General features: G+C 66.4%; 27 protein-coding genes. 12 read left to right on the plus strand and 15 right to left on the minus strand.

Going from position 1 to position 23,735, the window contains the following annotated elements; all coding sequences use genetic code 11:
- Nucleotides 1-316 precede the first annotated feature (316 nt).
- Nucleotides 317-1,483, minus strand: coding sequence for a PilT/PilU family type 4a pilus ATPase (locus tag RHOFW104R8_RS08405; protein WP_068093294.1), 1,167 nt, complete (start codon nucleotides 1,481-1,483; stop codon nucleotides 317-319).
- 191 nt (nucleotides 1,484-1,674) lie between these two features.
- Nucleotides 1,675-2,712: a type IV pilus twitching motility protein PilT gene (locus tag RHOFW104R8_RS08410; protein WP_068093292.1), complete on the minus strand. Its 1,038-nt coding sequence runs from the start codon at nucleotides 2,710-2,712 to the stop codon at nucleotides 1,675-1,677.
- A 345-nt stretch (nucleotides 2,713-3,057) separates the two neighbouring features.
- Here RHOFW104R8_RS08410 and proC point away from each other — a divergent pair, with 345 nt between their 5' ends.
- Both proC and RHOFW104R8_RS08420 read left to right on the plus strand, forming a co-directional pair.
- On the plus strand, nucleotides 3,058-3,882 hold the full coding sequence (gene proC, locus RHOFW104R8_RS08415) for a pyrroline-5-carboxylate reductase (protein WP_068093290.1): 825 nt from the start codon (nucleotides 3,058-3,060) through the stop codon (nucleotides 3,880-3,882).
- Nucleotides 3,879-4,454, plus strand: coding sequence for a YggT family protein (locus RHOFW104R8_RS08420; protein WP_068093288.1), 576 nt, complete (start codon nucleotides 3,879-3,881; stop codon nucleotides 4,452-4,454). Before proC ends, RHOFW104R8_RS08420 begins: the two co-directional genes overlap by 4 nt.
- A 752-nt stretch (nucleotides 4,455-5,206) precedes the next feature.
- Here the strand turns inward: RHOFW104R8_RS08420 and RHOFW104R8_RS08425 are convergent.
- From RHOFW104R8_RS08425 to pdxH, 3 genes are read right to left on the minus strand one after another with little or no spacing between them, the layout of a single operon-like run.
- Nucleotides 5,207-6,031 carry a cobalamin-binding protein gene (locus tag RHOFW104R8_RS08425; RefSeq protein WP_068093286.1) on the minus strand — a complete coding sequence of 275 codons (825 nt, stop codon included), beginning with the start codon at nucleotides 6,029-6,031 and terminating at the stop codon, nucleotides 5,207-5,209.
- A gap of 4 nt (nucleotides 6,032-6,035) precedes the next feature.
- Nucleotides 6,036-6,476: a secondary thiamine-phosphate synthase enzyme YjbQ gene (locus tag RHOFW104R8_RS08430; RefSeq protein ID WP_068093281.1), complete on the minus strand. Its 441-nt coding sequence runs from the start codon at nucleotides 6,474-6,476 to the stop codon at nucleotides 6,036-6,038.
- Nucleotides 6,473-7,060: a pyridoxamine 5'-phosphate oxidase gene (pdxH, locus tag RHOFW104R8_RS08435; RefSeq protein WP_068093277.1), complete on the minus strand. Its 588-nt coding sequence runs from the start codon at nucleotides 7,058-7,060 to the stop codon at nucleotides 6,473-6,475. The genes RHOFW104R8_RS08430 and pdxH overlap by 4 nt, the downstream gene beginning before the upstream one ends.
- A 233-nt stretch (nucleotides 7,061-7,293) precedes the next feature.
- On the opposite strand from pdxH, the gene RHOFW104R8_RS08440 reads away from it, so the two are divergent.
- Nucleotides 7,294-8,124, plus strand: a complete 831-nt coding sequence (locus RHOFW104R8_RS08440; RefSeq protein ID WP_068093275.1) for a kinase — start codon at nucleotides 7,294-7,296, stop codon at nucleotides 8,122-8,124.
- A 55-nt stretch (nucleotides 8,125-8,179) separates the two neighbouring features.
- Here RHOFW104R8_RS08440 and RHOFW104R8_RS08445 read toward each other — a convergent pair whose 3' ends face one another.
- The 3 genes from RHOFW104R8_RS08445 to RHOFW104R8_RS08455 all read right to left on the minus strand — a co-directional run bounded on the left by RHOFW104R8_RS08445 (nucleotide 8,180) and on the right by RHOFW104R8_RS08455 (nucleotide 9,694).
- The gene (locus RHOFW104R8_RS08445) at nucleotides 8,180-8,383 is read right to left on the minus strand and encodes a dodecin family protein (protein WP_063089657.1); all 204 of its coding nucleotides are present in this window, start codon (nucleotides 8,381-8,383) and stop codon (nucleotides 8,180-8,182) included.
- 109 nt (nucleotides 8,384-8,492) lie between these two features.
- Nucleotides 8,493-8,837 (minus strand): YbjQ family protein, encoded by a 345-nt coding sequence (locus RHOFW104R8_RS08450; RefSeq protein WP_068093273.1) that lies wholly within the window; start codon nucleotides 8,835-8,837, stop codon nucleotides 8,493-8,495.
- Nucleotides 8,838-8,860: 23 nt separating this feature from the next.
- Nucleotides 8,861-9,694 (minus strand): NAD-dependent epimerase/dehydratase family protein, encoded by an 834-nt coding sequence (locus RHOFW104R8_RS08455; RefSeq protein WP_068093492.1) that lies wholly within the window; start codon nucleotides 9,692-9,694, stop codon nucleotides 8,861-8,863.
- Nucleotides 9,695-9,731: 37 nt separating this feature from the next.
- On the opposite strand from RHOFW104R8_RS08455, the gene RHOFW104R8_RS08460 reads away from it, so the two are divergent.
- The 5 genes from RHOFW104R8_RS08460 to RHOFW104R8_RS08480 all read left to right on the plus strand — a co-directional run bounded on the left by RHOFW104R8_RS08460 (nucleotide 9,732) and on the right by RHOFW104R8_RS08480 (nucleotide 13,264).
- A complete protein-coding gene (locus tag RHOFW104R8_RS08460) occupies nucleotides 9,732-10,289 on the plus strand; it encodes a shikimate kinase (protein ID WP_068093270.1) in 558 nt (185 codons plus the stop codon).
- Nucleotides 10,286-11,377, plus strand: a complete 1,092-nt coding sequence (gene aroB / locus RHOFW104R8_RS08465; RefSeq protein WP_068093267.1) for a 3-dehydroquinate synthase — start codon at nucleotides 10,286-10,288, stop codon at nucleotides 11,375-11,377. The genes RHOFW104R8_RS08460 and aroB overlap by 4 nt, the downstream gene beginning before the upstream one ends.
- 175 nt (nucleotides 11,378-11,552) lie before the next feature.
- Nucleotides 11,553-11,813 (plus strand): WGR domain-containing protein, encoded by a 261-nt coding sequence (locus RHOFW104R8_RS08470; protein WP_068093265.1) that lies wholly within the window; start codon nucleotides 11,553-11,555, stop codon nucleotides 11,811-11,813.
- A gap of 5 nt (nucleotides 11,814-11,818) precedes the next feature.
- Nucleotides 11,819-12,889: a uroporphyrinogen decarboxylase gene (gene hemE, locus RHOFW104R8_RS08475; RefSeq protein WP_068093262.1), complete on the plus strand. Its 1,071-nt coding sequence runs from the start codon at nucleotides 11,819-11,821 to the stop codon at nucleotides 12,887-12,889.
- A gap of 24 nt (nucleotides 12,890-12,913) precedes the next feature.
- The gene (locus tag RHOFW104R8_RS08480; RefSeq protein WP_068093258.1) at nucleotides 12,914-13,264 is read left to right on the plus strand and encodes a DUF3147 family protein; all 351 of its coding nucleotides are present in this window, start codon (nucleotides 12,914-12,916) and stop codon (nucleotides 13,262-13,264) included.
- 112 nt (nucleotides 13,265-13,376) lie between these two features.
- On the opposite strand, the gene RHOFW104R8_RS17345 is transcribed toward RHOFW104R8_RS08480, so the two are convergent.
- From RHOFW104R8_RS17345 to RHOFW104R8_RS08490, 3 genes are all read right to left on the minus strand, one after another.
- On the minus strand, nucleotides 13,377-13,766 hold the full coding sequence (locus RHOFW104R8_RS17345) for an endonuclease NucS domain-containing protein (RefSeq protein WP_161487729.1): 390 nt from the start codon (nucleotides 13,764-13,766) through the stop codon (nucleotides 13,377-13,379).
- A 458-nt stretch (nucleotides 13,767-14,224) separates the two neighbouring features.
- Complete coding sequence (locus RHOFW104R8_RS08485) at nucleotides 14,225-14,542, minus strand: addiction module antidote protein (RefSeq protein WP_068093256.1); 318 nt, start codon at nucleotides 14,540-14,542, stop codon at nucleotides 14,225-14,227.
- 4 nt (nucleotides 14,543-14,546) lie between these two features.
- Nucleotides 14,547-14,843 (minus strand): type II toxin-antitoxin system RelE/ParE family toxin, encoded by a 297-nt coding sequence (locus tag RHOFW104R8_RS08490; RefSeq protein ID WP_068093253.1) that lies wholly within the window; start codon nucleotides 14,841-14,843, stop codon nucleotides 14,547-14,549.
- A gap of 319 nt (nucleotides 14,844-15,162) precedes the next feature.
- Between RHOFW104R8_RS08490 and RHOFW104R8_RS08495 the strand changes: the two genes are divergently transcribed.
- Nucleotides 15,163-18,015, plus strand: a complete 2,853-nt coding sequence (locus tag RHOFW104R8_RS08495) for a valine--tRNA ligase (protein ID WP_068093248.1) — start codon at nucleotides 15,163-15,165, stop codon at nucleotides 18,013-18,015.
- A 95-nt stretch (nucleotides 18,016-18,110) separates the two neighbouring features.
- Here the strand turns inward: RHOFW104R8_RS08495 and RHOFW104R8_RS08500 are convergent, their stop codons facing one another.
- From RHOFW104R8_RS08500 to RHOFW104R8_RS08515, 4 genes are read right to left on the minus strand one after another with little or no spacing between them, the layout of a single operon-like run.
- Nucleotides 18,111-18,839, minus strand: coding sequence for a class I SAM-dependent methyltransferase (locus tag RHOFW104R8_RS08500; RefSeq protein ID WP_235604206.1), 729 nt, complete (start codon nucleotides 18,837-18,839; stop codon nucleotides 18,111-18,113).
- 56 nt (nucleotides 18,840-18,895) lie between these two features.
- Nucleotides 18,896-19,366, minus strand: a complete 471-nt coding sequence (gene rimI, locus RHOFW104R8_RS08505) for a ribosomal protein S18-alanine N-acetyltransferase (RefSeq protein ID WP_068093241.1) — start codon at nucleotides 19,364-19,366, stop codon at nucleotides 18,896-18,898.
- A 3-nt stretch (nucleotides 19,367-19,369) separates the two neighbouring features.
- Nucleotides 19,370-19,846 (minus strand): hypothetical protein, encoded by a 477-nt coding sequence (locus RHOFW104R8_RS08510; RefSeq protein ID WP_068093490.1) that lies wholly within the window; start codon nucleotides 19,844-19,846, stop codon nucleotides 19,370-19,372.
- Complete coding sequence (locus RHOFW104R8_RS08515) at nucleotides 19,843-20,625, minus strand: phosphatidylcholine/phosphatidylserine synthase (protein WP_068093239.1); 783 nt, start codon at nucleotides 20,623-20,625, stop codon at nucleotides 19,843-19,845. Before RHOFW104R8_RS08515 ends, RHOFW104R8_RS08510 begins: the two co-directional genes overlap by 4 nt.
- A gap of 110 nt (nucleotides 20,626-20,735) precedes the next feature.
- On the opposite strand from RHOFW104R8_RS08515, the gene RHOFW104R8_RS08520 reads away from it, so the two are divergent.
- From RHOFW104R8_RS08520 to RHOFW104R8_RS08530, 3 genes are all read left to right on the plus strand, one after another.
- The gene (locus tag RHOFW104R8_RS08520) at nucleotides 20,736-21,152 is read left to right on the plus strand and encodes a DUF4124 domain-containing protein (RefSeq protein WP_068093487.1); all 417 of its coding nucleotides are present in this window, start codon (nucleotides 20,736-20,738) and stop codon (nucleotides 21,150-21,152) included.
- Between the two features lie 112 nt (nucleotides 21,153-21,264).
- Nucleotides 21,265-22,962 carry a proline--tRNA ligase gene (locus tag RHOFW104R8_RS08525; RefSeq protein ID WP_068093236.1) on the plus strand — a complete coding sequence of 566 codons (1,698 nt, stop codon included), beginning with the start codon at nucleotides 21,265-21,267 and terminating at the stop codon, nucleotides 22,960-22,962.
- Between the two features lie 264 nt (nucleotides 22,963-23,226).
- On the plus strand, nucleotides 23,227-23,550 hold the full coding sequence (locus tag RHOFW104R8_RS08530; protein WP_068093233.1) for an H-NS family nucleoid-associated regulatory protein: 324 nt from the start codon (nucleotides 23,227-23,229) through the stop codon (nucleotides 23,548-23,550).
- Nucleotides 23,551-23,735: the final 185 nt, after the last annotated feature.

The raw sequence follows: 23,735 nt of genomic DNA on the forward strand, positions 1-23,735 counted from the left end.
ATTTTTACGAAACGCAGGCAAAAAGAGGCCCTCGCCGGGCACGGCGAACTCACAGACAAAGCCCGGGAAACGGCCGGCCGCATCCCCCTAAGTAGCTAGACCGGCGCGGGAAATCCTCTCCGGGATCAGATTCTCGACCCTGGAATTTGATAACAAGAAAATACGAAAGTGTCAACAATTTCGTAACAAAACGCGCAGCCATATTCCCCCGGCGCGAAGGACTCCAACGCCTCGCCCCTCCATCGACCACCATTCGGTCGCGCCAAAAACGAAAAGGCGCCCGCAGGCGCCTTTCGCGATGCCGCAGTTGCGGCGTTCAGCGGTTCAGGAAATTGCTGCTGAAATTCTGCGAGTCGCGGGTTTCCTCCAGCTCCACGCCGTCCAGGCCCTGTGACAGGGTATGGGCGTCGCCCCCCTGCGCCAGCTTGATGCGCAAGCGCACTTCGTTGGAGCTGTCGGCGTAACGCAGCGCGTCCTCGTAGCTGATCTCGCCGGCGTGGTACAGCTCGACCAGGCTCTGGTCGAAGGTCTTCATGCCGAGCAGGGTGGATTCCTTCATCACTTCCTTCAGCTTGTGGATCTCGCCCTGGCGGATGTAGTCCTGCACCAGCGGCGTGCCCAGCAGGATCTCCACCGCCACCCGGCGCGCCTTGCCGTCGGGGGTGGGGATCAGCATCTGCGCCACGATGCCCTTCAGGTTCAGCGACAGGTCCATCAGCAGCTGTTGGCGGCGATCTTCCGGGAAGAAGTGCAGGATGCGGTCCATCGCCTGGTTCGCGTTGTTCGCATGCAGCGTGCACAGCACCAGATGGCCGGTTTCGGCGAAGGCGATCGCGTGGTCCATGCCCTCGCGCGTGCGCACTTCGCCGATCATGATCACATCCGGCGCCTGGCGCAGGGTGTTCTTCAGCGCGTTGTCCCAGCTGTCGGTGTCGATGCCGACCTCGCGCTGGGTGATGATGCAGCCCTCGTGCTTGTGCACGTACTCGATCGGGTCCTCGATCGTGATGATGTGGCCGGTCGAGTTCTGGTTGCGGTAGCCGATCATCGACGCCAGCGAGGTCGATTTGCCCGAGCCGGTGGCGCCGACGAAGACGATGATGCCGCGCTTGGTCATCGCCAGCTGCTTGATCACCGGCGGCAGCGTCAGTTCCTCGATCGTGGGGATCTTCGACTCGATCCGGCGCAGCACCATGCCCACGCAGTTGCGCTGGTAGAAGCACGACACGCGGAAGCGGCCCACGCCCTGCGCGGAGATCGCGAACTGGCACTCGTGGGTCTTCTCGAACTCCTCGCGCTGGCCCGGCGTCATCACGTTGAGCACCATGTCGCGCGCCTGCTGGATGCTCAGCGGGCTCTGCGTGATCGGCACGATCCGGCCCTGCACCTTCATTGATGGCGCCACGCCGGCCGTGATGAACAGGTCGGAGGCCTTCTTGTGCACCATCAGTTTCAGGAATGAGGTGAAATCGAAGTCGCTCATGACGGTACCTCAGGGATTCGAGATTCGGGATGACCAGACATTCGTCTGTTGAAAGCCGGGATTCGTCAACACCAATGGCATCCCGCATTGCCGACCCGATCCATTGGAATTTGCAAAGATCCGGAAAACCGAGACCGGAGCCCGGGCTTTGGCACTTGCCAATCCCGAATCCCCTATCGCCAATCCCGGCTTCACTTGAAACCGTCCTTGTTCTTGGCGTAGCTGGAAGCCTCCTGCCGGGTCACCAGGCCGCGCTTGACCAGGTCCTGCAGGCACTGGTCCAGCGTCTGCATGCCGAACTGCTGGCCGGTCTGGATCGACGAATACATCTGCGCCACCTTGTCCTCGCGGATCAGGTTGCGGATGGCCGGGATGCCGACCATGATCTCGTGCGCCGCGATGCGCCCGCCGCCCACCTTCTTCAGCAGCGACTGCGAGATCACCGCGCGCAACGACTCGGACAGCATCGAGCGCACCATCGGCTTCTCGCCGGCGGGGAACACGTCGATGATGCGGTCGATGGTCTTCGCCGCCGAACTGGTGTGCACGGTGGCGAATACCAGGTGGCCGGTTTCCGCGGCGGTCAGCGCCAGGCGGATGGTTTCCAGGTCGCGCAACTCGCCGACCAGGATGAAGTCCGGGTCCTCGCGCAGCGCCGAGCGCAGCGCCTCGTTGAAGCCGTGCGTGTCGCGGTGCACCTCGCGCTGGTTGACCAGGCACTTCTGCGAGGTGTGCACGAACTCGATCGGATCCTCGATCGTGAGCATGTGCCCGTATTCGCTCTTGTTGATGTGGTCGACCATCGCCGCCAGCGTGGTCGACTTACCCGAGCCGGTCGGCCCGGTCACCAGGATCAGGCCCTGCGGTTGCTCGATCAGTTCCTTGAACACGCGCGGCGCGCCGAGATCCTCCAGCGTCAGCACCTCGGAGGGAATGGTGCGGAACACCGCGCCGGCGCCGCGGTTCTGGGTGAACGCGTTGACGCGGAAGCGCGCCAGGCCGGGAATCTCGAACGAGAAGTCGGTTTCAAGGAACTCCTCGTAGTCGCGCCGCTGCTTGTCCGACATGATGTCGTAGACCAGCGAGTGCACCTGCTTGTGCTCGAGCGCGGGGATGTTGATGCGGCGCACGTCGCCGTCAACGCGGATCATCGGCGGCAAGCCGGCGGACAGGTGCAAGTCCGAGGCCTTGTTCTTCACCGAGAAGGCAAGCAGTTCGGCAATGTCCATCTGTCGTTTCCCTCAATCCGATCGTCTGGATGGCGTAAATTCGCGCACCACACCGGGGTTTCGATGACTCTCGCGGGCGTGGTGTGCCGCAGCGCATGGCGCAGGCGCCACCGAACCACCTGGACGAACGGCCCGAATCCCCCTGTAGCCGCGTCGATACTACTCGCGCGACCGGCCGTGCGACCAGTCTTGACGGGTGCCGTGACGCAAACTGTCGACCCGGTTTGCGGAGCGGGTCGAAAAAACGTCATCCGGCGGCCCCTCGAGGCGCGCCGGCCGGCAAAAACTCTCATCGCGACGCCGGCTCCGGTAAGGTAAGCGGCCTGGACGGACGAGGAACCCCGCATGACACGACTAGCCTTCATCGGCGGCGGCAACATGGCGCGCAGCCTGATCGGCGGCCTGCTGAAAAACGGCGTGGCGCCGGCCACCCTCAGCGTGGCCGAACCGCTGGCCGAAGCACGCCAGGCGCTCGGCCGCGACTTCGGCGTCGCCTGCTACGCCGAGAACCGGTTGGCCGTGGCTGACGCCGAGATCATCCTGCTGGCGGTGAAGCCGCAGGTGATGCCGGCAATCCACGCCGAGTTGCGCGACATCCTGCAGCGCCACCGGCCGCTGCTGATCTCGATCGCCGCCGGCGTGCGGCTGGACCAGCTGGAGCGCTGGTTCGGAACCACCCTGCCGATCGTTCGCTGCATGCCGAACACGCCCGCGCTGATCGGCGCCGGCGCCACCGGCCTGTGCGCGAACAGCCGGGTCAGCCCGGCGCAGAAGGCGCAGGCGCAGCACATCCTCGATGCCGCCGGGATTACCCGCTGGATCGACGACGAGGCGTCGATGGATACCGTCACCGCCCTGTCCGGTTCCGGGCCCGCCTACTTCTTCGCCCTGGTCGAGGCGCTGGAAGCGGCCGCGGTGGCGCAAGGCCTCCCGCGCGACACTGCCCGCGCACTCGCCGCGCAGACCTGCCTCGGCGCCGGCCGCATGCTGGTCGAGGGTGGCGAAGATCCGGCCGTGCTGCGCCGGCGCGTCACCTCGCCCAACGGCACCACCCAGGCCGCGCTGGAAAGCTTCGCCGCCGACGGCCTGCCGCACGTCGTCGCCCGCGCCGTCGCCGCCGCTACGCGGCGCGGCACGGAACTCGCCGCCGAACTGGACAAGCTGCCGTGAGCTATCTGCTGAATGCACTATCCATGCTGGTCGACCTGGCATTCGACGCCGTCATCACCCTGCTGCTGCTGCGCGTGGCCGCCGAGGCCTGCCGCGCGGACTTCCACAACCCGCTGAGCCAGTTCGTCTACCGCACCACCAACCCGGTGCTGACGCCCATCCGCCGCGTGCTGCCGAACTGGCGCCGGATCAACCTGGCCGCCCTGCTGCTGGCGTGGCTGGCGATGCTGGTCAAGCGCCTGCTGCTGTTCGCCCTGCTCGGCGCGATGCCGCACCCGCTTGGCCTGATCGTGCTGTCACTGGCCGAACTGCTCGACTTCGTGCTGCTGTTCTACTTGGTGCTGATCTTCGGCTGGTCGCTGCTGAGCATGTTCTCGGTGGACCGCCGCCATCCCCTGCTGCAGCTCGCCGACCGCATCGTCGCCCCGCTGCTGCGCCCGCTGCACGGCAAGCTGATCGTCGGCCAGATCGACTTCGCGCCGATGGCGGTGATGATCGTGCTGCTGCTGGCGCGGCTGCTGGTGGCGGCGCCGCTGATTGATCTGGGGACTCGCCTGGCAGTGGGCGCTTGAGTTTTCTCTTGCACCAGATACTTACTCATTCTTGAAGCGAGAGCACTTTTGAAGCAAAGGCTTTCGTCCTCCTTCGGAGGCCGAGTCACTTTCTCTTTGCGTGGCCAAAGAGAAAGTAACCAAAGAGAAAGGCCACCCCGCTTGCGCGCTTTCCGGGCATCCTGCCCGGAAAGTTCGCGTGCGGGCTACGGGGTTTGTCGACAGGGCATCCTGCCCTGACGCCAAACTGGTCGGCATCCATGCCGGCCACCCTGCGGGCTTTTCCTCCACCCGCCCGCCGCTTCACAGGGGACCCGGTAGAGCAGCGGGCCATCGTGGCCCGCACTATTCAGAAGAGCCGGATCAAAAGTAGAGCAACGGCAGAGCAACGCGTTGCTCAGGCTGCTGCCTTGCTTCGCTTCCGAGCTTTATCACCGAGTGCGGGCCACGATGGCCCGCGACTTTACCCGGGGCCCCTGTGCGGCGGTGAGGCGGGGTCGACAGGCCGCGTAGCGGGAGTCGACAGGGAGGTCGACTCCTTTTCGCACGGGCAGGATGCCCGTTCGAAAAGCCCGACCCCGACTCACGGACTTGCCGGGCGGGAAGCCCGGCAAGCGCCAAGCGGGAGGGTCGTTTTCTCTTGGTTACTTCTCTTTTGGACAAGCAAAAGAGAAGTAACTCGGCTGCCGCAGGCAGACGAAAACTCTTCGCCCTGAACCAACCAAACGAAAGAGCAGTCGCAGCTAAAGCCGCTCCCGCAAGACCCAGGAAATTCAGCGCAGCGCCCACCTGGCGATGATCCGATGGATCTCGTCCAACCCGTCAAACAATGCCGCCGGCCCCGGCTGCAGGATGATCGGCGACTTGACCTCGTGCAGCTCGCCGTCGCGCACGGCAGGGATCGCGCCCCAGCCGGGGCGGGCCGCCATCTTCTCCGGGCGGAAGCGCTTGCCGCACCACGAGCCGAGGATGATGTCCGGCGCGCGGCGCACCACCTCGTCGCCGTTCGGCAGGATGCGCTGCTTCGCCAGCGGTTCGCAGGCCAGTTCGGGGAAGCAGTCGTTGCCACCGGCGAGCTGGATCAGTTCGGCCACCCAGCGGATGCCGGTGATGATGGGTTCGTCCCATTCCTCGAAGTACACTTTCGGTCGACGCGGCAGTTGCGCCGCGGCGGCGCGAACGTCGGCGATGTGCCGCTCGGCGCGCTGCGCGTAGGCCTCGGCCTTGACATGCGCGCCGACCATTGCGCCCAGCCGGCGGATGTAGGCAAGAATGCCGTCCACGCTGCGGTGGTTGCTGATCCACACCTCGACGCCGGCCTTGACCAGCTCGCGGGCGATATCGGCCTGGATGTCGGAGAAGCCGATCGCCAAGTCCGGCTCCAGCTTCAGGATCTCGCCGATCTTCGCGCTGGTGAAGGCGGAGACCTTCGGCTTCTCCTTGCGCGCGCGCGGCGGCCGCACGGTGAAGCCGGAGATGCCGACGATGCGGCGCTCCTCGCCCAGCGCATACAGCACCTCGGTGGGCTCCTCGGTGAGGCAGACGATGCGCTGGGGGAAGTGGTCAGGCAAGCCGGAATCCGCTGCGACGTGATCCATGCGCTCAATTCCCCAGCACGGTCACCACCACCTTGCGCTGGTGCGGATCGATGCGGTGTTCCCACAGATAGATGCCCTGCCAGGCGCCCAGCATCAGCTTGCCGCCATGCACCGGCACCGTGAGGCTGACCCCGGTGAGGATCGAGCGGACGTGCGCCGGCATGTCATCCGGGCCTTCCGCATCGTGCTGGAAGATCGCGTCGCCGTCCGGCACCGTGCGGGCGAACCAGCGTTCGAGATCGTCGCGCACGGCAGGGTCCGCATTCTCGCTGATCAGCAGCGAGCAACTGGTATGCGCGGTGAACACCTGCGCGATGCCGGTCTGCACATGGCTGGCCGCCACCGCGTCGCCGACCTGCACGGTGATCTCGCTGAAACCGCGCCCGCGCGTGTGCACGGTGAAGCCACCCTGCGCCACATGCTCCGCGGGCAGTGCCCTGGTCATGGGTAGAGCAACCGGCTGGTCCAGGTCTGGCCGTGGCGGTCCCAGCGCACGCGCTCGTGCAGGCGGAACTCGGCGCCGTACCAGAATTCGACCATGTCCGGCTCGACCACGTAGCCGCCCCAGTGCGGCGGCCGGGTCACCTCGAGGCCATCGAACTGCTGCTCGTAGCGCGCCACGCGCTGCTCGAAGGCGATGCGGTCCGGCAGCGTCTGCGACTGCAGCGAAGCCCAGGCGCCGATCTGGCTCGGGCGCGGGCGGCTGGCGAAATAGGCGTCCGACTCCTCCGCCTGAAGCTTGCGCGCCACGCCCTCGGCACGCACCTGCACGCCCTCGCGCAGTTGCTTCCAGTGGAAGCACAACGCCACCTGCGGATGCGCCTCGAGCTGGCCGCCCTTGTCGCTCTCGTAATTGGTGTAGAAGCGGAAGCCACGCTCATCGGCCCCCTTCAGCAGCACGATGCGCGAGGCGACCCGGCCGGAGCCGTCCACGGTGGCCAGGTTCATCGCCGTCGGTTCGCGCTCGCCGCTGGCCCTGGCCTCGTCCAGCAGCTTGAGGAAGGTGTCGAGGATCTCGGATTTGAGCATGGCGTCTGAAACTTTCCTTTTGCATCGCGGCCGACACGCGCGATCATGGTGCGGATGAATCCGCCCAATGATAGTGCAATGCACCACCGATCCAGTACCAGGAAGGCACGGACGGTGCTGCCATCTTCCATCATGACGCGTGAAGGCGGCCGTGACGTCCCGGTTTGCGGGATACTCCGTCGCCACGGTCTGCCGATGGCCGACACCCCTTCCGGAACCATGGTGTCTTGCGGATGACGTCCCACGCCGACATGCAGAACGAGGCCCTCGCCGGCCACCTGCTCGACCAGTACGCCGGGCGCATCGCCCGGTCCCGCCGCCCCTACATCCTCGGCCTGTCCGGCCTGCAGGGCAGCGGCAAGAGCACGCTGGCGCGGGTGATGAAGGCTGCGGCCGAAGCCCGCGGCTGGCCCACCGAAGTGCTTTCGCTGGACGACTTCTACTACGCCCGCAGCGACCGCGAGGCGCTGGCCCGCGACGTGCATCCGCTGCTGCGCAGCCGCGGCGTGCCAGGCACCCACGAGATCGAGCTGCTGATGTCGGTGCTGGCCGCACTGCCGCAGGCCTCGGACAAGCTGCCGGTGTCGCACCCGCGCTTCGACAAGGGCCGCGACACCCGCTTCCCGCCGTCGCGCTGGCCGCGCAGCACGCGGCCGCCGAAGCTGGTGATCGTGGAGGGCTGGGCGCTGGGCATCCGCCCGCAGCTGCAATCCGCGCTGACGCGGCCGATCAACGAGTTGGAGCGCGCCGAGGATCCCGACGGCAGCTGGCGGCACTGGGTCAACAAGCAGTTGCGCGGCTACCAGCCGCTGTGGCGCAAGTTCGACGCGCTGATCGTGCTGCAGGCGCCGGGCTGGGATATCGTGCGCCGCTGGCGCGGCGAGCAGGAACAGGAGTTGCTGGCCCGGCATGCGCCGCTGGCGATGGACGCGGCCGCGCTGGAACGCTTCCTGGCGCACTTCGAGCGGCTCAGCCGGCATGCGCTGGCCATCCTGCCGGCGCTGGCCGATACCGTGGTGGAGTACGACGACGAACGCCACGTGACCGGGCTCAGCCACGGTTGAACCGGGAGTCGGGGAAGCGTGGCGCTGCCCCGGCCCCGATCCCGGCATGGGCCGATCAATCGACCACGAAGTTGACCTTCATGTTGACGCGCCACTCGGCGACCGTGCCGTCGTCCTTCGTCACCACCTTGATCTCGTTGATCCAGGCGCCCTTGATGTTCTTCACCGACTCGCCGGCCTTCTTCAGACCGTGCTTCACGGCATCCTCCATGCCCTTGCTGGACGAGGCGTTGATTTCGATGACCTTGGCTACCGACATGGCGTCAATCTCCCGTGGAATCGTGCGTGCGGCACGCTGCGCTCCCCCGCCTGAAGCCTGAGTCTGGTCCGTGGCCGCCGCCCGGGACAAGCCGCACTGCAAAATCACCTCACGTTGACGCTTCCACCTGCACCGCCGTGCCATAGGCGAGCACCTCGGTGACGCCCTGGGCCACCTCGTTCGCGTCGTAGCGCATCGCCACCACGCCGTTCGCGCCCATCACGGCGGCATGCTGCAGCATCAGCTCGAACGCCTCCTCGCGCGCCTTCTCGCACAGCTCGGTGTAGATCGAGATGTTGCCGCCGACGATGGTCTGCAGCGCTGCGCCGAGGTTGCCGACCACGCTGCGCGAACGCACCGTGATGCCGCGCACGATGCCGAACGAGCGCACGATGCGACAGCCGGGAATGTCGTTGCCGGTGCTGACTTGGTGATGCGGAATGGTGCGGGCCATGACGGTTCTCCGTGGGGGACGATTCAGTTGTCGAGCAGGGCGGCGTAGCCTTCGCGCGCATCCGGCCATTGCGGCGCCCAGCCACCGGCGCGCAGCCGCGCATTGCTGAGCCGCTTGCTGCCGATGCCGGCCGGGGCCGCACCTTCCGCCGGCAGCGGCGCGTCGACCAGTCCGGCGAGAAAATCGTACAACTCGTCGAGCGGCATCGGCGTGTCGTCGACGCCGAGGTACAGCGGCTGCGGCGACTTCAATCCCAGCAGGTGCACGATCGCGGCGGCGGCATCGTCGACGTGGATCCGGTTGGCCCAGTGCGGCGTCTCGCGCGGTACCCGCAGCTGCCCCGCGCGCAGGCGCTCGATCAGCTGCAGCCGGCCCGGGCCGTACAGCCCGGCCAGCCGCAGCACGATCGAGCGCAATGGCCGCCCGGCCAGCCACTGCTCGGCCTCGTGCAGCACCGCGCCGTTGAAGCCCGTTGGGTCGGCGGGAGTGTCCTCGTCGACCCAATCGCCGTCGTGCTCGCCGTACACGGCGCTGGAGGACACCAGCAGCACGCGCTCCAGCTTGCGGACATCGAGCGCGTCGAGCAGGTGGCGCAGGCCGTCGGCATACACCGCGCGATAGGTCGCCCTGTCGCGCGCCTCCGGCGCCGGCAGGTAAGCCAGCCGGGTGATCCCCTCCGGCAGGCCGCGCAGGGTTTCCGGCGCGGTGAGGTCGCCGCGCAGCCAGTGGATGCCGCGCTTGCCTGCCTCCGGCGGCCGCCGCCGCAAGGCCCATACCTCGTCGCCCTGCGCCAGCAGGCGCTGCGCCACGCGTTCGCCGAGATCGCCGCACCCGGCCAGCAATGTACGTTCGCTCACCGCCACGTCCCGTTCACCTGCCTGTTAGCATTTGCCCATGAATCCGTCGCGCAACCTGTTCATCATCGGTCCGACCGGCGCCGGCAAGACCTCGATCGGGCGACGGCTTGCCGCGCATTATGGCCTGCCGTTCGTCGACCTCGACCAGGAAATCGAACGGCATTGCGGCGTGGATGTAAACACCGTCTTCGAGATCGAGGGCGAGGCCGGCTTCCGCCAGCGCGAAAGCGCGCTGCTGGAGGAATTCAGCCGGCGCCCCGGAGTGCTGCTGGCTACCGGCGCCGGCGCGGTGCTGGCCAGCCACAACCGCCGTCAGCTGCGCGAGCAGGGCTACGTGGTATGGCTGCAGGCCACCATCGAGCAGCAGTTGGAGCGGCTGGAGCGCGACCACCACCGCCCGCTGCTGGCAGTGCCGGACCGGCGCGGGCGGCTGCAGGCGATGGCGATGGCGCGCGACCCGCTCTACCGCGAGCTCGCCGACCTCGCCGTGCCCGGCGAGCACGGCAGCGTCGCCGCCGCCTGCGAGCGCTGCATCGAGCTGATCGACCGGCACTGGCGGCACCCATTCCCGGCAAGGCCACCGCAGACCGCATGAACCCTCCCGCCCTCCAGACCGTCGACGTCACCCTCGGCCCGCGCAGCTATCCGGTATGGATCGGCGCCGGCCTGCTCGCCGAGCATGCGCGCTGGCGCGCCATGCTGCGCGGCCGGCATGCGCTGGTGGTCAGCAACACCACGGTGGCGCCGCTGTACCTGCCGCACATCGAGGCGGGGCTGTACGGCCTGCGCTGGGCCAGCTTCCTGCTCGACGACGGCGAGGCGCACAAGAGTTTCGCCAACGTGGGCCGCGTGCTGGAAGCGCTGGGCGAACTCGGCGCCACCCGCGACGCCTGCGTGATCGCGCTGGGCGGCGGCGTGGTCGGCGACCTGGCCGGCTTCAGCGCTGCCTGCTGGATGCGCGGCATCGACTTCATCCAGATGCCGACCACCCTGCTGGCGATGGTCGATTCCTCGGTCGGCGGCAAGACCGGGGTCAACCTGCCGGTCGGCAAGAACCTCGCCGGCGCGTTCCACCAGCCGCGCGCGGTGCTCGCCGACATCGACACCCTGGCCACTTTGCCGGAGCGCGAATACCGCGCCGGCCTGGCCGAGGTGATCAAGGGCGCGGCGATCGGCGACGAGCCGTTCTTCGCCTGGCTGGAACAGCACGCCGCCGCGCTGGCCGCGCGCGACCCCGCCACCGTGCAGGAGGCGATCGCGCGCAAGGTCGCCTACAAGGCCGGCGTGGTCGCCCGCGACGAGACCGAGCAGGGTGAACGCGCCCTGCTCAACTTCGGCCACACTTTCGGCCATGCGCTGGAAACCGCCGGCCACTACACCACCCTGCTGCACGGCGAGGGCGTGGCGATCGGCATGCTGCTGGCGGCGCGACTGTCCGAGCGGCTCGGCATGAGCGTGCCGGCCGCCACCATCCGCCTGCAGCGTCTGCTGGAAACCCTCGGCCTGCCGGTGGCGATCCCGCCCGGCATGGACGCGCAGCAACTGCTGGCGCTGATGCGGCTGGACAAGAAGAACACCGCCGGCACGCTGCGGCTGATCCTGTGGCGCGGCATCGGCCACGCGGAGATCGTTGCCGGCGTGGACGAGGCCGACGTGCTGGCCACACTGCAAACCACCGGATAGCCCATGACGCCGTAGGGCGGGCACTGTCCGCCGGCTCTTGCCTTGCTACCACCGAGAGCGGCAGGCATTGCCTGCCCTACGGGCCTGCGGCATCCGCGGCCGAGGGTGTGCCCGCGCAAATCCTATAAACTGTGTCGTCCGGCTACGCGCCGTTCGTGCTGTACTCCTGGAACCCATGCGCCTCTACCTGCAAACCGTGCCCGGCAGTACCGAGGCACCCCGCTACGTCCAGATCACGCTGGAGCAGGACCTGCTCGGCGGCTGGACGCTGTACCGCGAAGCCGGCACCCAGGGCGGCCGCGCCACCATGAAGCGCGAGCAGTTCCTGGAGCGCGACGAGGCGGTCGCCGCCTTCGAGAAGGCCCGCGACGCCCAGCTCAAGCGCGGCTTCCGCCTGATGTTTGCCCAGGGGCTGGAAGGCCCGTACGGACGTTGATCGAAATGACCGATGCGTTGAAGAACGACCGCTTCCTGCGCGCGCTGCGCCGCGAACCCACCGACACCACGCCGATCTGGGTGATGCGCCAGGCCGGCCGCTATCTGCCGGAGTACCGCGCCACCCGCGAGCGTGCCGGCAGCTTCATGGGGCTGGCGCAGAACCCCGAGTACGCCTGCGAGGTGACCCTGCAGCCGCTCGAGCGCTTCGAGCTGGATGCCGCGATCCTGTTCTCCGACATCCTCACCATTCCCGACGCGATGGGCCTGGGCCTGTCGTTCGCCCACGGCGAAGGCCCGCAGTTCGCCCACCCGGTGCGCAATGCCGCCGACGTCGCGAAACTCGCCGTACCCGACATGGACGGCGAGCTGCGCTACGTGATGGACGCGGTGCGCCTGATCCGCCGGGAACTGCGCGGCCGCGTGCCGCTGATCGGCTTCTCCGGCAGCCCGTGGACGCTGGCCTGCTACATGGTCGAGGGCGCCGGCTCGCGCGATTTCGCCACGCTGAAGGCGATGTGCTGGAACGAACCGAAACTCGCCCACCAATTGCTCGACACGCTGGCGCAGTCCGTCGCCACCTACCTGATCGCCCAGGCCGCCGCCGGCGCGCAGGCGCTGATGATCTTCGACACCTGGGGCGGCCTGCTCGGCCCGGCGCCGTTCCGAGAATTTTCGCTGCGCTACATGGCGCAGATCGTCGCCGCGCTGAAGGCCGACGCGACCGCACGCGAGCTGCCGGTGATCCTGTTCTCCAAGGGCGCCGGCGCGCACCTGGCCGATATGGCCGGCTCGGGCTGCGCCGCGCTCGGCGTGGACTGGACCATCGACCTCGCCGACGCCCGCCGCGCCGTCGCCGGCAAGGTCGCCCTGCAAGGCAACCTCGACCCAGCGGTGATGCGCGCCAGCCCGGAAGTGATCCGCCGCGAGGCCCGCGCAGTGCTCGACAGCTACGGCAACCACCCCGGCCACGTGTTCAACCTCGGCCACGGCATCACGCCGGAAGTCGATCCGGACAACCTGAAGGTGCTGGTGGACGAGGTGCACGCGTACGGGTGCATCCTGCGCGGCAGCTGAGCAAGGCTTCAACGGAGTCGGCCGATGAGATGGCTCGTCGCCAAGTACCTGATCACCGCGGCCGTCGTCGTGCTCGTCTCCGAGGTCGCCAAACGCAATGATCGCCTCGGCGGCCTGATCGCCGCGCTGCCGCTGGTCACCGTGCTGGCGCTGATCTGGCTGTACGTCGAGCGCCAGCCGCAAGTGAAGATCGCCAACCACGCCTGGTACACGTTCTGGTACGTCGTGCCGACGCTGCCGATGTTCCTGGCCTTTCCTGTGCTGCTGCCGCGCCTCGGCTTCTGGCCGACATTGCTGGCCTGCGTGGTGATCACCGTGGTGTGTTTCTGGCTGTTTGCGCTGCTGGTGCGGCGGTTTGGGATTGAGCTGCTGTAACTCTGCAGCCACTCCTTCTCTTTTGCACCGCAGCTCTCCGACAAAGCCCTTGCCTCAGCTACGAGTTTTTGATGAGTTCAACGAGTTTTCTCCTCTGGTCGTCGTCAAGACTCTATATCAAATGCTCGTGCAAAGTTTTCTCGTACAGATCAAGTCCGTTTGGCAGGCGCCGGTAACACATCATCCGTATGTCGGGAAGACACTCCAGACCATACAGCGTCTGAATATCAGGCCATGAAGCAATGACAAGGCCTTCAATAGTGTCGTTCTTGGCAGCCAGTCGCGTTCTGACCCACCCCATGTAACGCAGTACTTGGCCAAGTACTTGATCGCTCGTCTTACGCACTTTCAGTTCTATCACGAGCCAACCCGGCCGATTCCGGTGCTGTGCAAGAAGATCTATGATCCCAATCTCTCCGGCGTCGACGTGCCCCTTTTCATAGAGCTTCCACTCCTTTCCTAAGCTCGTTGCATCCCAATGCTGCGCCAAGTAGCTTTGCAAGTTTGCTTCCAACTCAAAAGGACCAGCATCTGGCAAGTTTGGATGGCTAGTTGGAATTTCGTTAGCTATGGAAGTTAGTTTTCTCTGAGCTGCATCTTCGTTGCGACACAGCGCCAATTGCGGATAAAATCGAGAGACTTTGCCAATCGCACAGCGCGAGAAATAGTCATTGGACTGACGCCAAGCTGTGTCGCTGTTTGTCTCCCGGATCCACCTTTGCTTAACTGGACGCTATTTGCTGCGTGCACGAGTCTGACCCGTGTAGGCCACGAGCTACTAGGTATTGATGCAAGCTGCGCTTTCAACCTGCCCCAATCGACGATCATGTCACCTTCAAAGGAGTATCCGCACACGCAAAGCGCGTCACCTCTAGCTACAGAACAGACAGGGCAGCATTCCATCGTGGCATCCCAGAGCATCGCAGTTAGGAATAATCATGGTGCCCTTGCGTCGGTTGCCTACGCTGCAACAGCCTGCAAGCGCACACCTAGCGCACTGAGTACCTTCAGCACAGTGTCGTAGCGTGGCTTGGCACCCGCGGAAAGCGCCTTGTACAGGCTTTCGCGGCCAAGCCCCGTGTCCCGCGCCAGCTGGGCCATGCCGCGGGCCCGGGCGACGTCCTTGATGGCGGTGAGGAACAGGTCGGGGTCGGGATCTTCCAGTGCTGCGGTCAGGTATTCGGCAACGGCTTCGTCGCTGTTGAGATAGTCGGCTGCATCGAAGGGTTTGACGCCCAGTGCCTTCAACGCTACAGGGTTGGCTTTGATGGTTTTCATGGGGTTACTCCTTCAGTGCGCGAGCTATATCCAGCGCTTGCTTGATGTCGTGTCGCTGGCTGGTCTTGCTGCCGCCAGCCAGCAACAGATAGACCACGCTGCCGATCCGCATGTAGTACACGCGATATCCGGGGCCGGTGTTTATTCGCATTTCGGAAACGCCGTCGCCTACTGGCTTGGTATCACCGAAGTGACCGAACTCCGCCGCGCGAATGCGCTGCGCAATGCGCGCCTTGCCGATGCCGTCCTTGAGCGCCGAAAGCCAAGTATCGAACGCTGCCGTGCGATGGAATGTGTTCACCGTAGTAGTGTATCTTTTTGGATACATCTGTCAATACACCAAATTAAGGTACCGCTGGCCGGCGAGAATCCGTGGCTCGGGCGTTGCGCAATCACAGCTGGCTAAAGCATCAAGCACGAGCATTGAGGGCAAGAGCCCCTCTCCCCAGCCCTCCCCTGCAAACAGGGGAGGGAGCAAAGCGGCCCAGCGCCCCACCCGGCGCCGCCAGGCAACGACCGATATTCGCGGTTTTTGGCAGCCCGGCCCCCTCCCCGTACAATGACCCGCTTTCCCCCATGACAAAGCGCGCGCCCTGCGCGCGCCACCCGAGCCTACCCCGATGGAAAAGAGTTTCGAACCCGCCCAGATCGAGTCGAAGTGGTATGAGCGCTGGGAAGCCAGCGGCGCGTTCCAGCCGTCGGGCAAGGGTGAGCCGTATTGCATCCTGCTGCCGCCGCCGAACGTCACCGGCACGCTGCACATGGGGCATGCGTTCCAGCAGACCGTGATGGACATGCTGGTGCGCTACCACCGCATGCGCGGCTTCAACACGCTGTGGCAGGTCGGCACCGACCACGCCGGCATCGCCACCCAGAAGATCGTGGAGAACCAGCTCACAGCCGAGGAGCAGACTCGGCACGACCTGGGCCGCGACGCGTTCGTCGAGCGGGTGTGGCAGTGGAAGGAGGAGTCCGGCTCCACCATCACCAATCAGATGCGCCGCATCGGCGCCGCGGCGGACTGGTCGCGCGAGCGTTTCACCATGGACGAGGGGCTGTCGGCCGCTGTGCGCGAGGTGTTCATCGACTGGTATCGCGCGGGGCTGATCTATCGCGGCAACCGGCTGGTGAACTGGGATCCGGTGCTGGGCACGGCGGTGTCGGACCTGGAAGTTAACAACGTGGAGCGCGACGGCCATATGTGGTCGATCCGCTATCCGGTCGCGGGCAGCGGCGAGAGCGTCGTCGTGGCCACCACCCGCCCAGAGACGATGCTCGGCGACGTCGCGGTGGCGGTACATCCGGAAGACGAGCGCTACGCGCACCTGGTCGGCAAGACGCTGAAGCTGCCGCTCACCGACCGGCTTGTTCCAATCATCGCCGACGACTACGTCGACAAGGATTTCGGCACCGGCTGCGTGAAGATCACCCCGGCGCACGACTTCAACGACTACGCGATCGGCCAGCGGCACAAGCTGGCGCCGATAACCATCTTCACGCTGGACGCCAAGGTCAACGACAACGCGCCACCGGAATACCGCGGCCTCGACCGCTACGACGCGCGCAAGGCCGTGTTGGCCGACCTCGACGCACTTGGCCTGCTGGTCGAAACCAGGCCGCACAAGCTGCAGGTGCCGGTGAGCCAGCGTTCGGACGCGGTGATCGAACCGATGCTGACCGACCAGTGGTTCGTCGACCTCACCTCCGACGTGCAGGCCGATGGCCGTCCGGGCGGCCGCAAGGCGATCACCGAGCCGGCCCTGGATGCGGTGCGTTCGGGCGAGATCAAGTTCGTGCCGGAGAACTGGAGCACCACCTACACGCAGTGGCTGGACAATATCCAGGACTGGTGCATCAGCCGCCAGCTGTGGTGGGGCCACCGCATTCCGGCGTGGTACGACGAGGCCGGCAACATCTACGTGGGCGAGGACGAGGCCGATGCGCGCGCCAGCGCCACCGCCGCACCGGTCGGCACGCTGCGCCAGGACGACGACGTGCTGGACACCTGGTTCAGCTCCGCGCTGTGGCCGTTCTCCACGCTGGGCTGGCCGGCCGACGGTCCGGTGAGGAACGAGCGTGGCGAGGTCGTCGCGAACTGGGAGCAGGACAAGATTTTCCTGCCCAGCGCGGTGCTGGTCACCGGCTTCGACATCATCTTCTTCTGGGTCGCCCGGATGGTGATGGCGACCAAGTACTTCACCGGCCAGATCCCGTTCCGCGAGGTCTACATCAACGCCATCGTGCGCGATGCGGAAGGCCAGAAGATGTCCAAGTCCAAGGGCAACACGCTGGACCCGCTGGACCTGATCGACGGCATCGCCTTGGAACCGCTGGTGGAAAAATCCACCCGGTCACTGCTGATCCCGCAGGTGCGCGCCAAGGTCGAGAAGCGCATCCGCAAGGACTACCCCGACGGCATCCCGGCGATCGGCACGGACGCGCTGCGCTTCACCTTCGCCGCGCTGGCCAGCTACAGCCGCACGATCAACTTCGACATCAAGCGCGCCGAAGGCTACAAGGCGTTCTGCAACAAGCTGTGGAACGCGGCGCGGTTCGTGTTGATGAACCTGCCCGAGGGCGAGATCACCGCGCCGGCGAGCACCCCGGCCACCGAGGCCGAGCGCTGGATCCTCACGCGCCTCAAACACACTTTAGATTACGTCGAGCAGCATTTCGGCACTTACCGCTTCGATCAACTGGCACAGGCGTTGTACGAATTCGTCTGGAACGAGTACTGCGACTGGTTCCTCGAACTGGCCAAGCCTGCCCTGAGCAAGGTCGAAGGGCCAGCCTTGAACGGCGACGACGCCGCGGCGGCCACCTCGACCCGTCACACCTTGCTGGTGGTGCTGGAAAGCGTGCTGCGCGCGCTGCATCCGGTGATTCCGTTCATCACCGAGGAAATCTGGCAGTCGGTGGCACCGAAGCTTGGCCTGACCGAAGACAGCCTGATGCAGCGACCGTGGCCACACTCGGGGGAAATCACTGCCGACATCGCAGCCACGGCCGAAATCGAATGGTTCAAGAACGTGCTCTCCGGCATCCGCCGGATCCGCTCGGAAATGAACATCCAGCCCGCCAAGACGATCCCGCTGCTGCTTGCCGACGGCGATGCCGGCGATCGTGCCCGCGTGGCGAAGTTTGCCTCGCAGATCGCCTTCCTCGCCCGCACCGAGGCACCGCGGTGGATCGAAGCCGGAGCCGCGGAGCCCGCCGCGGCCGCCGCCGTGGTCGGCGCGCTGCGCGTGCTGATCCCGCTTGCCGGGCTGATCGACCTCGGCGCAGAGAAGGCGCGCCTGGCCAGGGAAATCACCCGCATCGAGGCCGAGATCAGGAAGTGCGAGGGCAAGCTCGGCAACGCCAGCTTCGTCGCCAACGCGCCCGCCGAGGTGGTGGCGCAGGAGCGCCAGCGCATCGCCGACTGGAATGCCACGCTGGGCGCGCTGCGCGAGCAGGCGCAAAAGCTGGGCTGAAGAACTGCAAATAGGCGATGGACGATCTCTTCGTCGCCCCTGGACAAGACGCCCGGGCAGTCGCGACGATTGCCTCCGGCCGCCGCTCCAACGCCTCAGGTATCGTGGCCGACCTGCCCCGGCGAGAAATCGCGCGTCTTGCGCACGGCCAACTGGTTGCTGGTGCCCAGCAATTCGTAATAACCGTCGAGCGTGGCCAGCAGCCCGTCCACGCCGAGCTTGGGCGTTTCGGTCTTCACGCTTTCGATCTGCTTCTTCAGCCCTTCGGTCCACCACCGGCGGCCCGACCAGCGCAGCCACTTGCGCGTCAACCAGCCGGGACGCGGCGGGGATCCCAGCTTCGGCGGCACCCACAGGTAGTCGTCGAAGATCATCACCCCGCCAACTTTCAGCAAGGGCCACGCCATGACGCCATCGGCCAGCGCGCCGAAAGCGGAATGCCAGCCGTCGATGTAGATGATGTCGTAGGGGCCTTCGACGCGCCGCAGCGAGTCGAAACTCGGTCCCGGGAACTCCCGGATCCGCTCGCCCCAAGCCGCCGTGTTGGCGCGGAAGCGCGCGTGGTAGTCGCCATAGACCGGATCAACCTGAAAGAAGTCCAGGCAGTCGATCGAGCTGTCCGCGGCGGTCAGAATGTTCTCGCACAGCCAGAGGGTCGAACGCCCCTCGAAGCTGCCGATCTCCAGGGCACGCAGGCCGGATTTGCCGCGCAGCGAAGCCAGCCACTGCTCCCAATACGGAATGTTGTGGTGGAACCAATCGGTCGAAAACTGCCCTTGCACTGGCCAGAACCCTTCGCGTAAACGAAGGCGGCATGCTAGCACCGCCGGGAGCCTCATCCGTGCGAATGGCCCGATTGCGCTCCGGCCCCGCGCATACGTCAGGTGGCCGGCGGCTCCAGCGCCATGACGATCGCATCCTCGCGACCGTTGCGCGCCGGGTAGTAACGCGGCCGGCGGCCGATCTCGCGGAACCCCGCCGATTCGTACAGCGCCTTCGCCAACGGGTTCGACGGGCGCACCTCCAGGAAGATCCGCTCGGCGCCGTTCCAGCGCGCGATGTCCAGCAGCCGACCCAGCAGATGCCGGCCCAGGCCGCGGCCGCGCCAGTCGGGCCCGACGCAGAGGTTCAACACGTGCGCCTCGCCGGCACCCGTCGACAGGATGCCGTAGCCGGCGACCACCCCGTCCACGCACAGCACCCAGCACGGATGCCCGGCCTTCACGCAATCGCCGAAGATGCCCGGCGACCACGGAAACTCGTAGGAGGCCTTCTCCATCGCACCGACCGTATCCAGGTCCTCCATGCGCATGGCGCGCACCTGGATCACCGGTTTGATCACCGCGACCACGGCTCACTTCCCCGCCGCGGCCAGCGCGCGACGCAGGCTGCGCAGCGCATTCCACAGCCGCCGCTTGGCCTCGGCGCGAGCCAGCACCAGGGCCGGTTCGTCGGCCAGCACGATCTGCGCATCGCGCATCACCGCCGCCGGCAGCGCACGCCCCAGCGCGTGCGCCTGCGTTTCGCCGAATACCAGGTAGGCGCGCGCCACCGGCACCTCACCGGCGAGTCGCCCGCCGCTCACCGTGACCCGCGCGGCGCGCGCCAGGGCGGCGCCGCATGCGCCGAGGGCGCGGCCGACCAGGTCGAGTTCGCGTGTGCCGCAACCCTGCGGCAGCACCACCACGCAGGCGACGCTCCCCGCCGCCGCGACCGGCTCGTCACGCGCGGGGACAACCGCCGGCGGTGGTGCGCGCCGCACCCACGGCGTCACGCCCAACGCGCGCAGCACGCGGGCACGGTGGGTGGCGCCGGCTTGCAACATGCTCATGTCGCGCTGCGCCGCGCGCGGCGCCGGTGCGTGGCCAGGCCCCAGATCGTCCACACCGGGCCAGACAGCAGGTAGACCGTGAAACCGACGAACAGCACCCGCGGCGTGTCCAGGATCAGCAGCGCCAGCAGCAGCACCGCGGCCACCATCCACACGAACGGCACCCGCTGGCGGTCGCCCATCGGCAGCGACTTGAAGCTGAAATAGCGGAAGCGGCTGACCATCAGCAGGCCGACCACGATGGTGAGCCCCGGCGTGACGAAGCAGAAGTCGGCGCCGGTCAAGCCGAACTTCTCCACGCTCCACACGAACGACATGCACACCGCCGCAGCCGCCGGGCTGGCCAGCCCCTGGAAATAGCGCTTGTCGGCCACGCCGACCTGGGTGTTGAAGCGCGCCAGCCGCAAGGCGGCGCAGGCGGCGTAGATGAAGGCCGCCGCCCAGCCCAGCTTGCCCCACAACGGGCCGAACTCGCGCAGCGTCGACAGCGACCAGGTGTACATCACCAGCGACGGCGCCAGCCCGAAGCTGACCAGGTCCGACAGCGAGTCGTACTGCACGCCGAATTCGCTCTGGGTGCCGGTCATCCGCGCCACCCGCCCGTCCATGCCGTCCAGCAACGCGGCAATGAACACCGCCACCGCGGCCTCGGTGTAGCGTCCGCCGATGCCGGCGATGATCGCGAAGAAACCGGCGAACATCGCTCCCGTGGTGAACAGGTTCGGCAACAGGTAGATACCCCGGTGCCGGGGCGGGCGAACGGGCGTGGTTTCGCTCATGAATCAGGACCGTGACAGGATGCGCGCAGTGTAAACCATCGACCGCTTGAGTCCGGGTCGGCGGAGTGTTAACAAGGTAGCCAGAATTTTCCCGCGAAATGGAGAACGCCATGCACCGCTTGCTGATCGTCCTGGCACTGTTGCTGCTGGCCCCGCTGGCCACCGCCCAGGTCTACAAATGGACGGACGCCGGCGGCACCGTGCACTACTCGGAAACCCCGCCGGCGCAAGGCACAAAGTTCACCCGGGTGACCACCACCGGCACCGTGGAGCCGCCGGCGCCCCCTGCAAGCAGCCAGCCCACGGATCACCAAGAAACCCAGGCCGGCCCGGCCAAGCCGGTGGCCGATACGCCGGAAAACCGCGGCAAGCTGTGCGCGTCGCTGAAAACCAACCTCGCCGCGCTGCAGGGCGGTGGACCCGTGGTGATGCAGCAGGACGGCAAATCCGTGGCCCTGGACGCCGACCAGCGCAAGCAGCAGACCGCCTCGACCCAGGCGCAGTACGACCAGTACTGCAGGAACTGATCGCGCATGCCCCGCACCATGGCGCCGGCGGCAGCCGGCCACTGCCGGCGATGTCCGTCCGGCGACGGCGGGCCGCTACAATAAGCGTCTTCATCACGCCGGAACCGCTCGCATGCGCCTCAGCCAATTCCACCTGGCCACCGTCAAGGAAGTCCCCGCCGACGCCGAAATCGCCAGCCACCGGCTGATGCTGCGTGCCGGCATGATCCGCAAGCTCGCCTCCGGCCTGTACACCTGGAGCCCGCTGGGCCTGCGCGTGCTGCGCAAGGTGGAAAACATTGTGCGCGAGGAAATGGACCGCGCCGGCGCGATCGAAATGCTGATGCCTTCGGTGCAGCCGAAGGAATTGTGGGAAGAAACCGGTCGCTGGGAAAAATTCGGTGGCCAATTGCTGAAAATCAAGGACCGCAAGGGCCAGGAATTCTGCTATGGCCCGACCCACGAGGAAGTGGTTACCGACTTTGCCCGCAACGAGCTGAAAAGCTACAAGCAGCTGCCGGTCAACTTCTACCAGATCCAGACCAAGTTCCGCGACGAGATTCGCCCGCGTTTCGGTGTGATGCGCGCGCGCGAATTCCTGATGAAGGATGCGTATTCATTCCACCTGAGCCAGGATTCGCTGGCCGAAACCTACGCGGCGATGTACCAGGCTTATGTGCGCATTTTCACCCGCCTGGGATTGACCTTCCGCGCGGTGCAGGCCGACACCGGCGCGATCGGCGGCAATGCCAGCCACGAATTCCAGGTGCTGGCCGATTCCGGCGAGGACGCCATCGCGTTTTCCGACGGCTCCGACTACGCCGCGAATCTCGAAAAGGCCGAGGCGCTGGCGCCGGCCACGGAACGCCCCGCTCCGGCCGCCGCCCTGCAGCGGGTCGACACGCCCACCCAGAAGACCATCGGCGACATCGCCGGCTTCCTCAAGGTCAGCCCGCGGCAATGCGTGAAGACCCTGCTGGTGCGCGGCCGCGACGGCCTGGTGGCGCTGTGCCTGCGCGGCGACCACGAGGTCAACGAGGTGAAAGCCGGCAAGCTGGCCGAACTGCCGGGCGAGTCGGTGCTAGCCAGCGAGGAGGAGATCCTCGCCGCCACCGGCACCCGCCCCGGCTTCATCGGCCCGGTCGGCCTGTCGGCGTCGATCCCGGTGATCGTCGACCGCGACGCCGCCGCGCTCGCCGACTTCGTCTGCGGCGGCAATGCCGACCGCACGCACTGCACCGGCGCCAACTGGGAACGCGATGCCCGCATCACCCGCGTCGCCGACCTGCGCAACGTGGTCGAGGGCGACCTCTCGCCCGACGGCAAGGGCACGCTGCATATCGCCCGCGGCATCGAGGTCGGCCACGTGTTCCAGCTGGGCACCAAGTACGCCGAGGCGCTAGGCGCCACCGTGGTGGACGAAACCGGCACGCCGCAGGTGATGACCATGGGCTGCTACGGCATCGGCGTCAGCCGCATCGTCGCCGCCGCGATCGAGCAGCGCCACGACGAGGCCGGCATCCTCTGGCCGGAAGCGATGGCGCCCTGGCGCGTAGCGGTCTGCGTGATCAACCCGAAGAATTCGCCCGCCGTCGGCGCGGCCGGCGAAGCGCTCTACCAGGCGCTGCTCCAGCGCGGCGTCGAGGCCGTGCTGGACGACCGCGGCCTGCGCGCGGGCAGCATGTTCGCCGACATGGAACTGATCGGCATACCGCATCGCGTGGTGGTCAGCGAGCGCGGGCTGGCCGCCGGCACGCTGGAATATCGCGCCCGCGAGGAAAGCGAAAACCGACCGCTCAGCCAGGACGAGCTGTTCGCCCTGCTCGGCTGAACCGGCGCCACGGGCGATTAACGAAAACGGCCGCCCAGTGCGGCCGTTTTCATATTCGGCACGGCGTGGCCCGCCGCCGACCGATTCAAAAGCCCGTCACATTATTAATCACCCTTAATGTGAAACGTATTTCACACGGTGCGTTCCGCTTTACAAATATTCTGCAAATCAGCGAGAATCGCCGGCACTGCAAGTTTTTTGCTCGTCCGGCACCGGCCTGCATAATGGCCGCATTTAATTGCCGATACTTACCCGGAGTCCATCATGGCCGTCGATATCAAGAACCTCAATCACAACCAGCTCAACGAGCTCATCAGCAAGGCCCAGATCCGCCAGAATGAATTGCGCAAGGAAAAAGTCGCCAAGCTGCGCGAGAAAGTGCACGCCCTGATCAAGGCCGAGGGTTATGCCTTCGAGGATATCTTCGGCAGCGCGCGCGCCAAGGCCAAGCGCAGCACCGGGACGGTCGCGCCGAAGTACCGCAATCCGGCCAATCCCGCGCAGACCTGGTCCGGCCGCGGCAAGCGTCCGCACTGGTTCAATGACGCGCTGAAGGCCGGCAAGAAGGAAAAGGACCTGGCGGTCTGATCGTCGCCTTTTCCGCTGATTCAATGAAAACGCCGGCCTCGTGCCGGCGTTTTTTGTTGGTTACAAGGCAACGCCGCATTCGCCAGAGCGGGCGGGCACGATTCCTTCCGCTGCCTTGCAGGGGAGGGGCAACCGTGCCGAGCCGGCTCGTCGTCTCGATGGACAAGGCGACAGGAAGAATATGT

Source organism: Rhodanobacter sp. FW104-R8, from assembly GCF_001617365.1.
Classification (GTDB): domain Bacteria; phylum Pseudomonadota; class Gammaproteobacteria; order Xanthomonadales; family Rhodanobacteraceae; genus Rhodanobacter.

What these genes read in the sequence shown, in the direction of transcription:
- RHOFW104R8_RS08480 (WP_068093258.1), top strand. Translation starts at nt 12,914, where the DNA reads ATGAGATGGCTCGTCGCCAAGTACCTGATCACCGCGGCCGTCGTCGTG.
- RHOFW104R8_RS08485 (WP_068093256.1), bottom strand. Translation starts at nt 14,542, where the DNA reads ATGAAAACCATCAAAGCCAACCCTGTAGCGTTGAAGGCACTGGGCGTC.
- RHOFW104R8_RS08405 (WP_068093294.1), bottom strand. Translation starts at nt 1,483, where the DNA reads ATGAGCGACTTCGATTTCACCTCATTCCTGAAACTGATGGTGCACAAG.
- hemE (WP_068093262.1), top strand. Translation starts at nt 11,819, where the DNA reads ATGACCGATGCGTTGAAGAACGACCGCTTCCTGCGCGCGCTGCGCCGC.
- RHOFW104R8_RS08425 (WP_068093286.1), bottom strand. Translation starts at nt 6,031, where the DNA reads ATGGATCACGTCGCAGCGGATTCCGGCTTGCCTGACCACTTCCCCCAG.
- RHOFW104R8_RS08410 (WP_068093292.1), bottom strand. Translation starts at nt 2,712, where the DNA reads ATGGACATTGCCGAACTGCTTGCCTTCTCGGTGAAGAACAAGGCCTCG.
- RHOFW104R8_RS08445 (WP_063089657.1), bottom strand. Translation starts at nt 8,383, where the DNA reads ATGTCGGTAGCCAAGGTCATCGAAATCAACGCCTCGTCCAGCAAGGGC.
- RHOFW104R8_RS08460 (WP_068093270.1), top strand. Translation starts at nt 9,732, where the DNA reads ATGAATCCGTCGCGCAACCTGTTCATCATCGGTCCGACCGGCGCCGGC.
- RHOFW104R8_RS08495 (WP_068093248.1), top strand. Translation starts at nt 15,163, where the DNA reads ATGGAAAAGAGTTTCGAACCCGCCCAGATCGAGTCGAAGTGGTATGAG.
- RHOFW104R8_RS08440 (WP_068093275.1), top strand. Translation starts at nt 7,294, where the DNA reads ATGACGTCCCACGCCGACATGCAGAACGAGGCCCTCGCCGGCCACCTG.
- RHOFW104R8_RS08510 (WP_068093490.1), bottom strand. Translation starts at nt 19,846, where the DNA reads ATGAGCATGTTGCAAGCCGGCGCCACCCACCGTGCCCGCGTGCTGCGC.
- aroB (WP_068093267.1), top strand. Translation starts at nt 10,286, where the DNA reads ATGAACCCTCCCGCCCTCCAGACCGTCGACGTCACCCTCGGCCCGCGC.
- proC (WP_068093290.1), top strand. Translation starts at nt 3,058, where the DNA reads ATGACACGACTAGCCTTCATCGGCGGCGGCAACATGGCGCGCAGCCTG.
- RHOFW104R8_RS08430 (WP_068093281.1), bottom strand. Translation starts at nt 6,476, where the DNA reads ATGACCAGGGCACTGCCCGCGGAGCATGTGGCGCAGGGTGGCTTCACC.
- RHOFW104R8_RS08530 (WP_068093233.1), top strand. Translation starts at nt 23,227, where the DNA reads ATGGCCGTCGATATCAAGAACCTCAATCACAACCAGCTCAACGAGCTC.
- pdxH (WP_068093277.1), bottom strand. Translation starts at nt 7,060, where the DNA reads ATGCTCAAATCCGAGATCCTCGACACCTTCCTCAAGCTGCTGGACGAG.
- RHOFW104R8_RS08470 (WP_068093265.1), top strand. Translation starts at nt 11,553, where the DNA reads ATGCGCCTCTACCTGCAAACCGTGCCCGGCAGTACCGAGGCACCCCGC.
- RHOFW104R8_RS08450 (WP_068093273.1), bottom strand. Translation starts at nt 8,837, where the DNA reads ATGGCCCGCACCATTCCGCATCACCAAGTCAGCACCGGCAACGACATT.
- RHOFW104R8_RS08520 (WP_068093487.1), top strand. Translation starts at nt 20,736, where the DNA reads ATGCACCGCTTGCTGATCGTCCTGGCACTGTTGCTGCTGGCCCCGCTG.
- RHOFW104R8_RS08515 (WP_068093239.1), bottom strand. Translation starts at nt 20,625, where the DNA reads ATGAGCGAAACCACGCCCGTTCGCCCGCCCCGGCACCGGGGTATCTAC.
- RHOFW104R8_RS08525 (WP_068093236.1), top strand. Translation starts at nt 21,265, where the DNA reads ATGCGCCTCAGCCAATTCCACCTGGCCACCGTCAAGGAAGTCCCCGCC.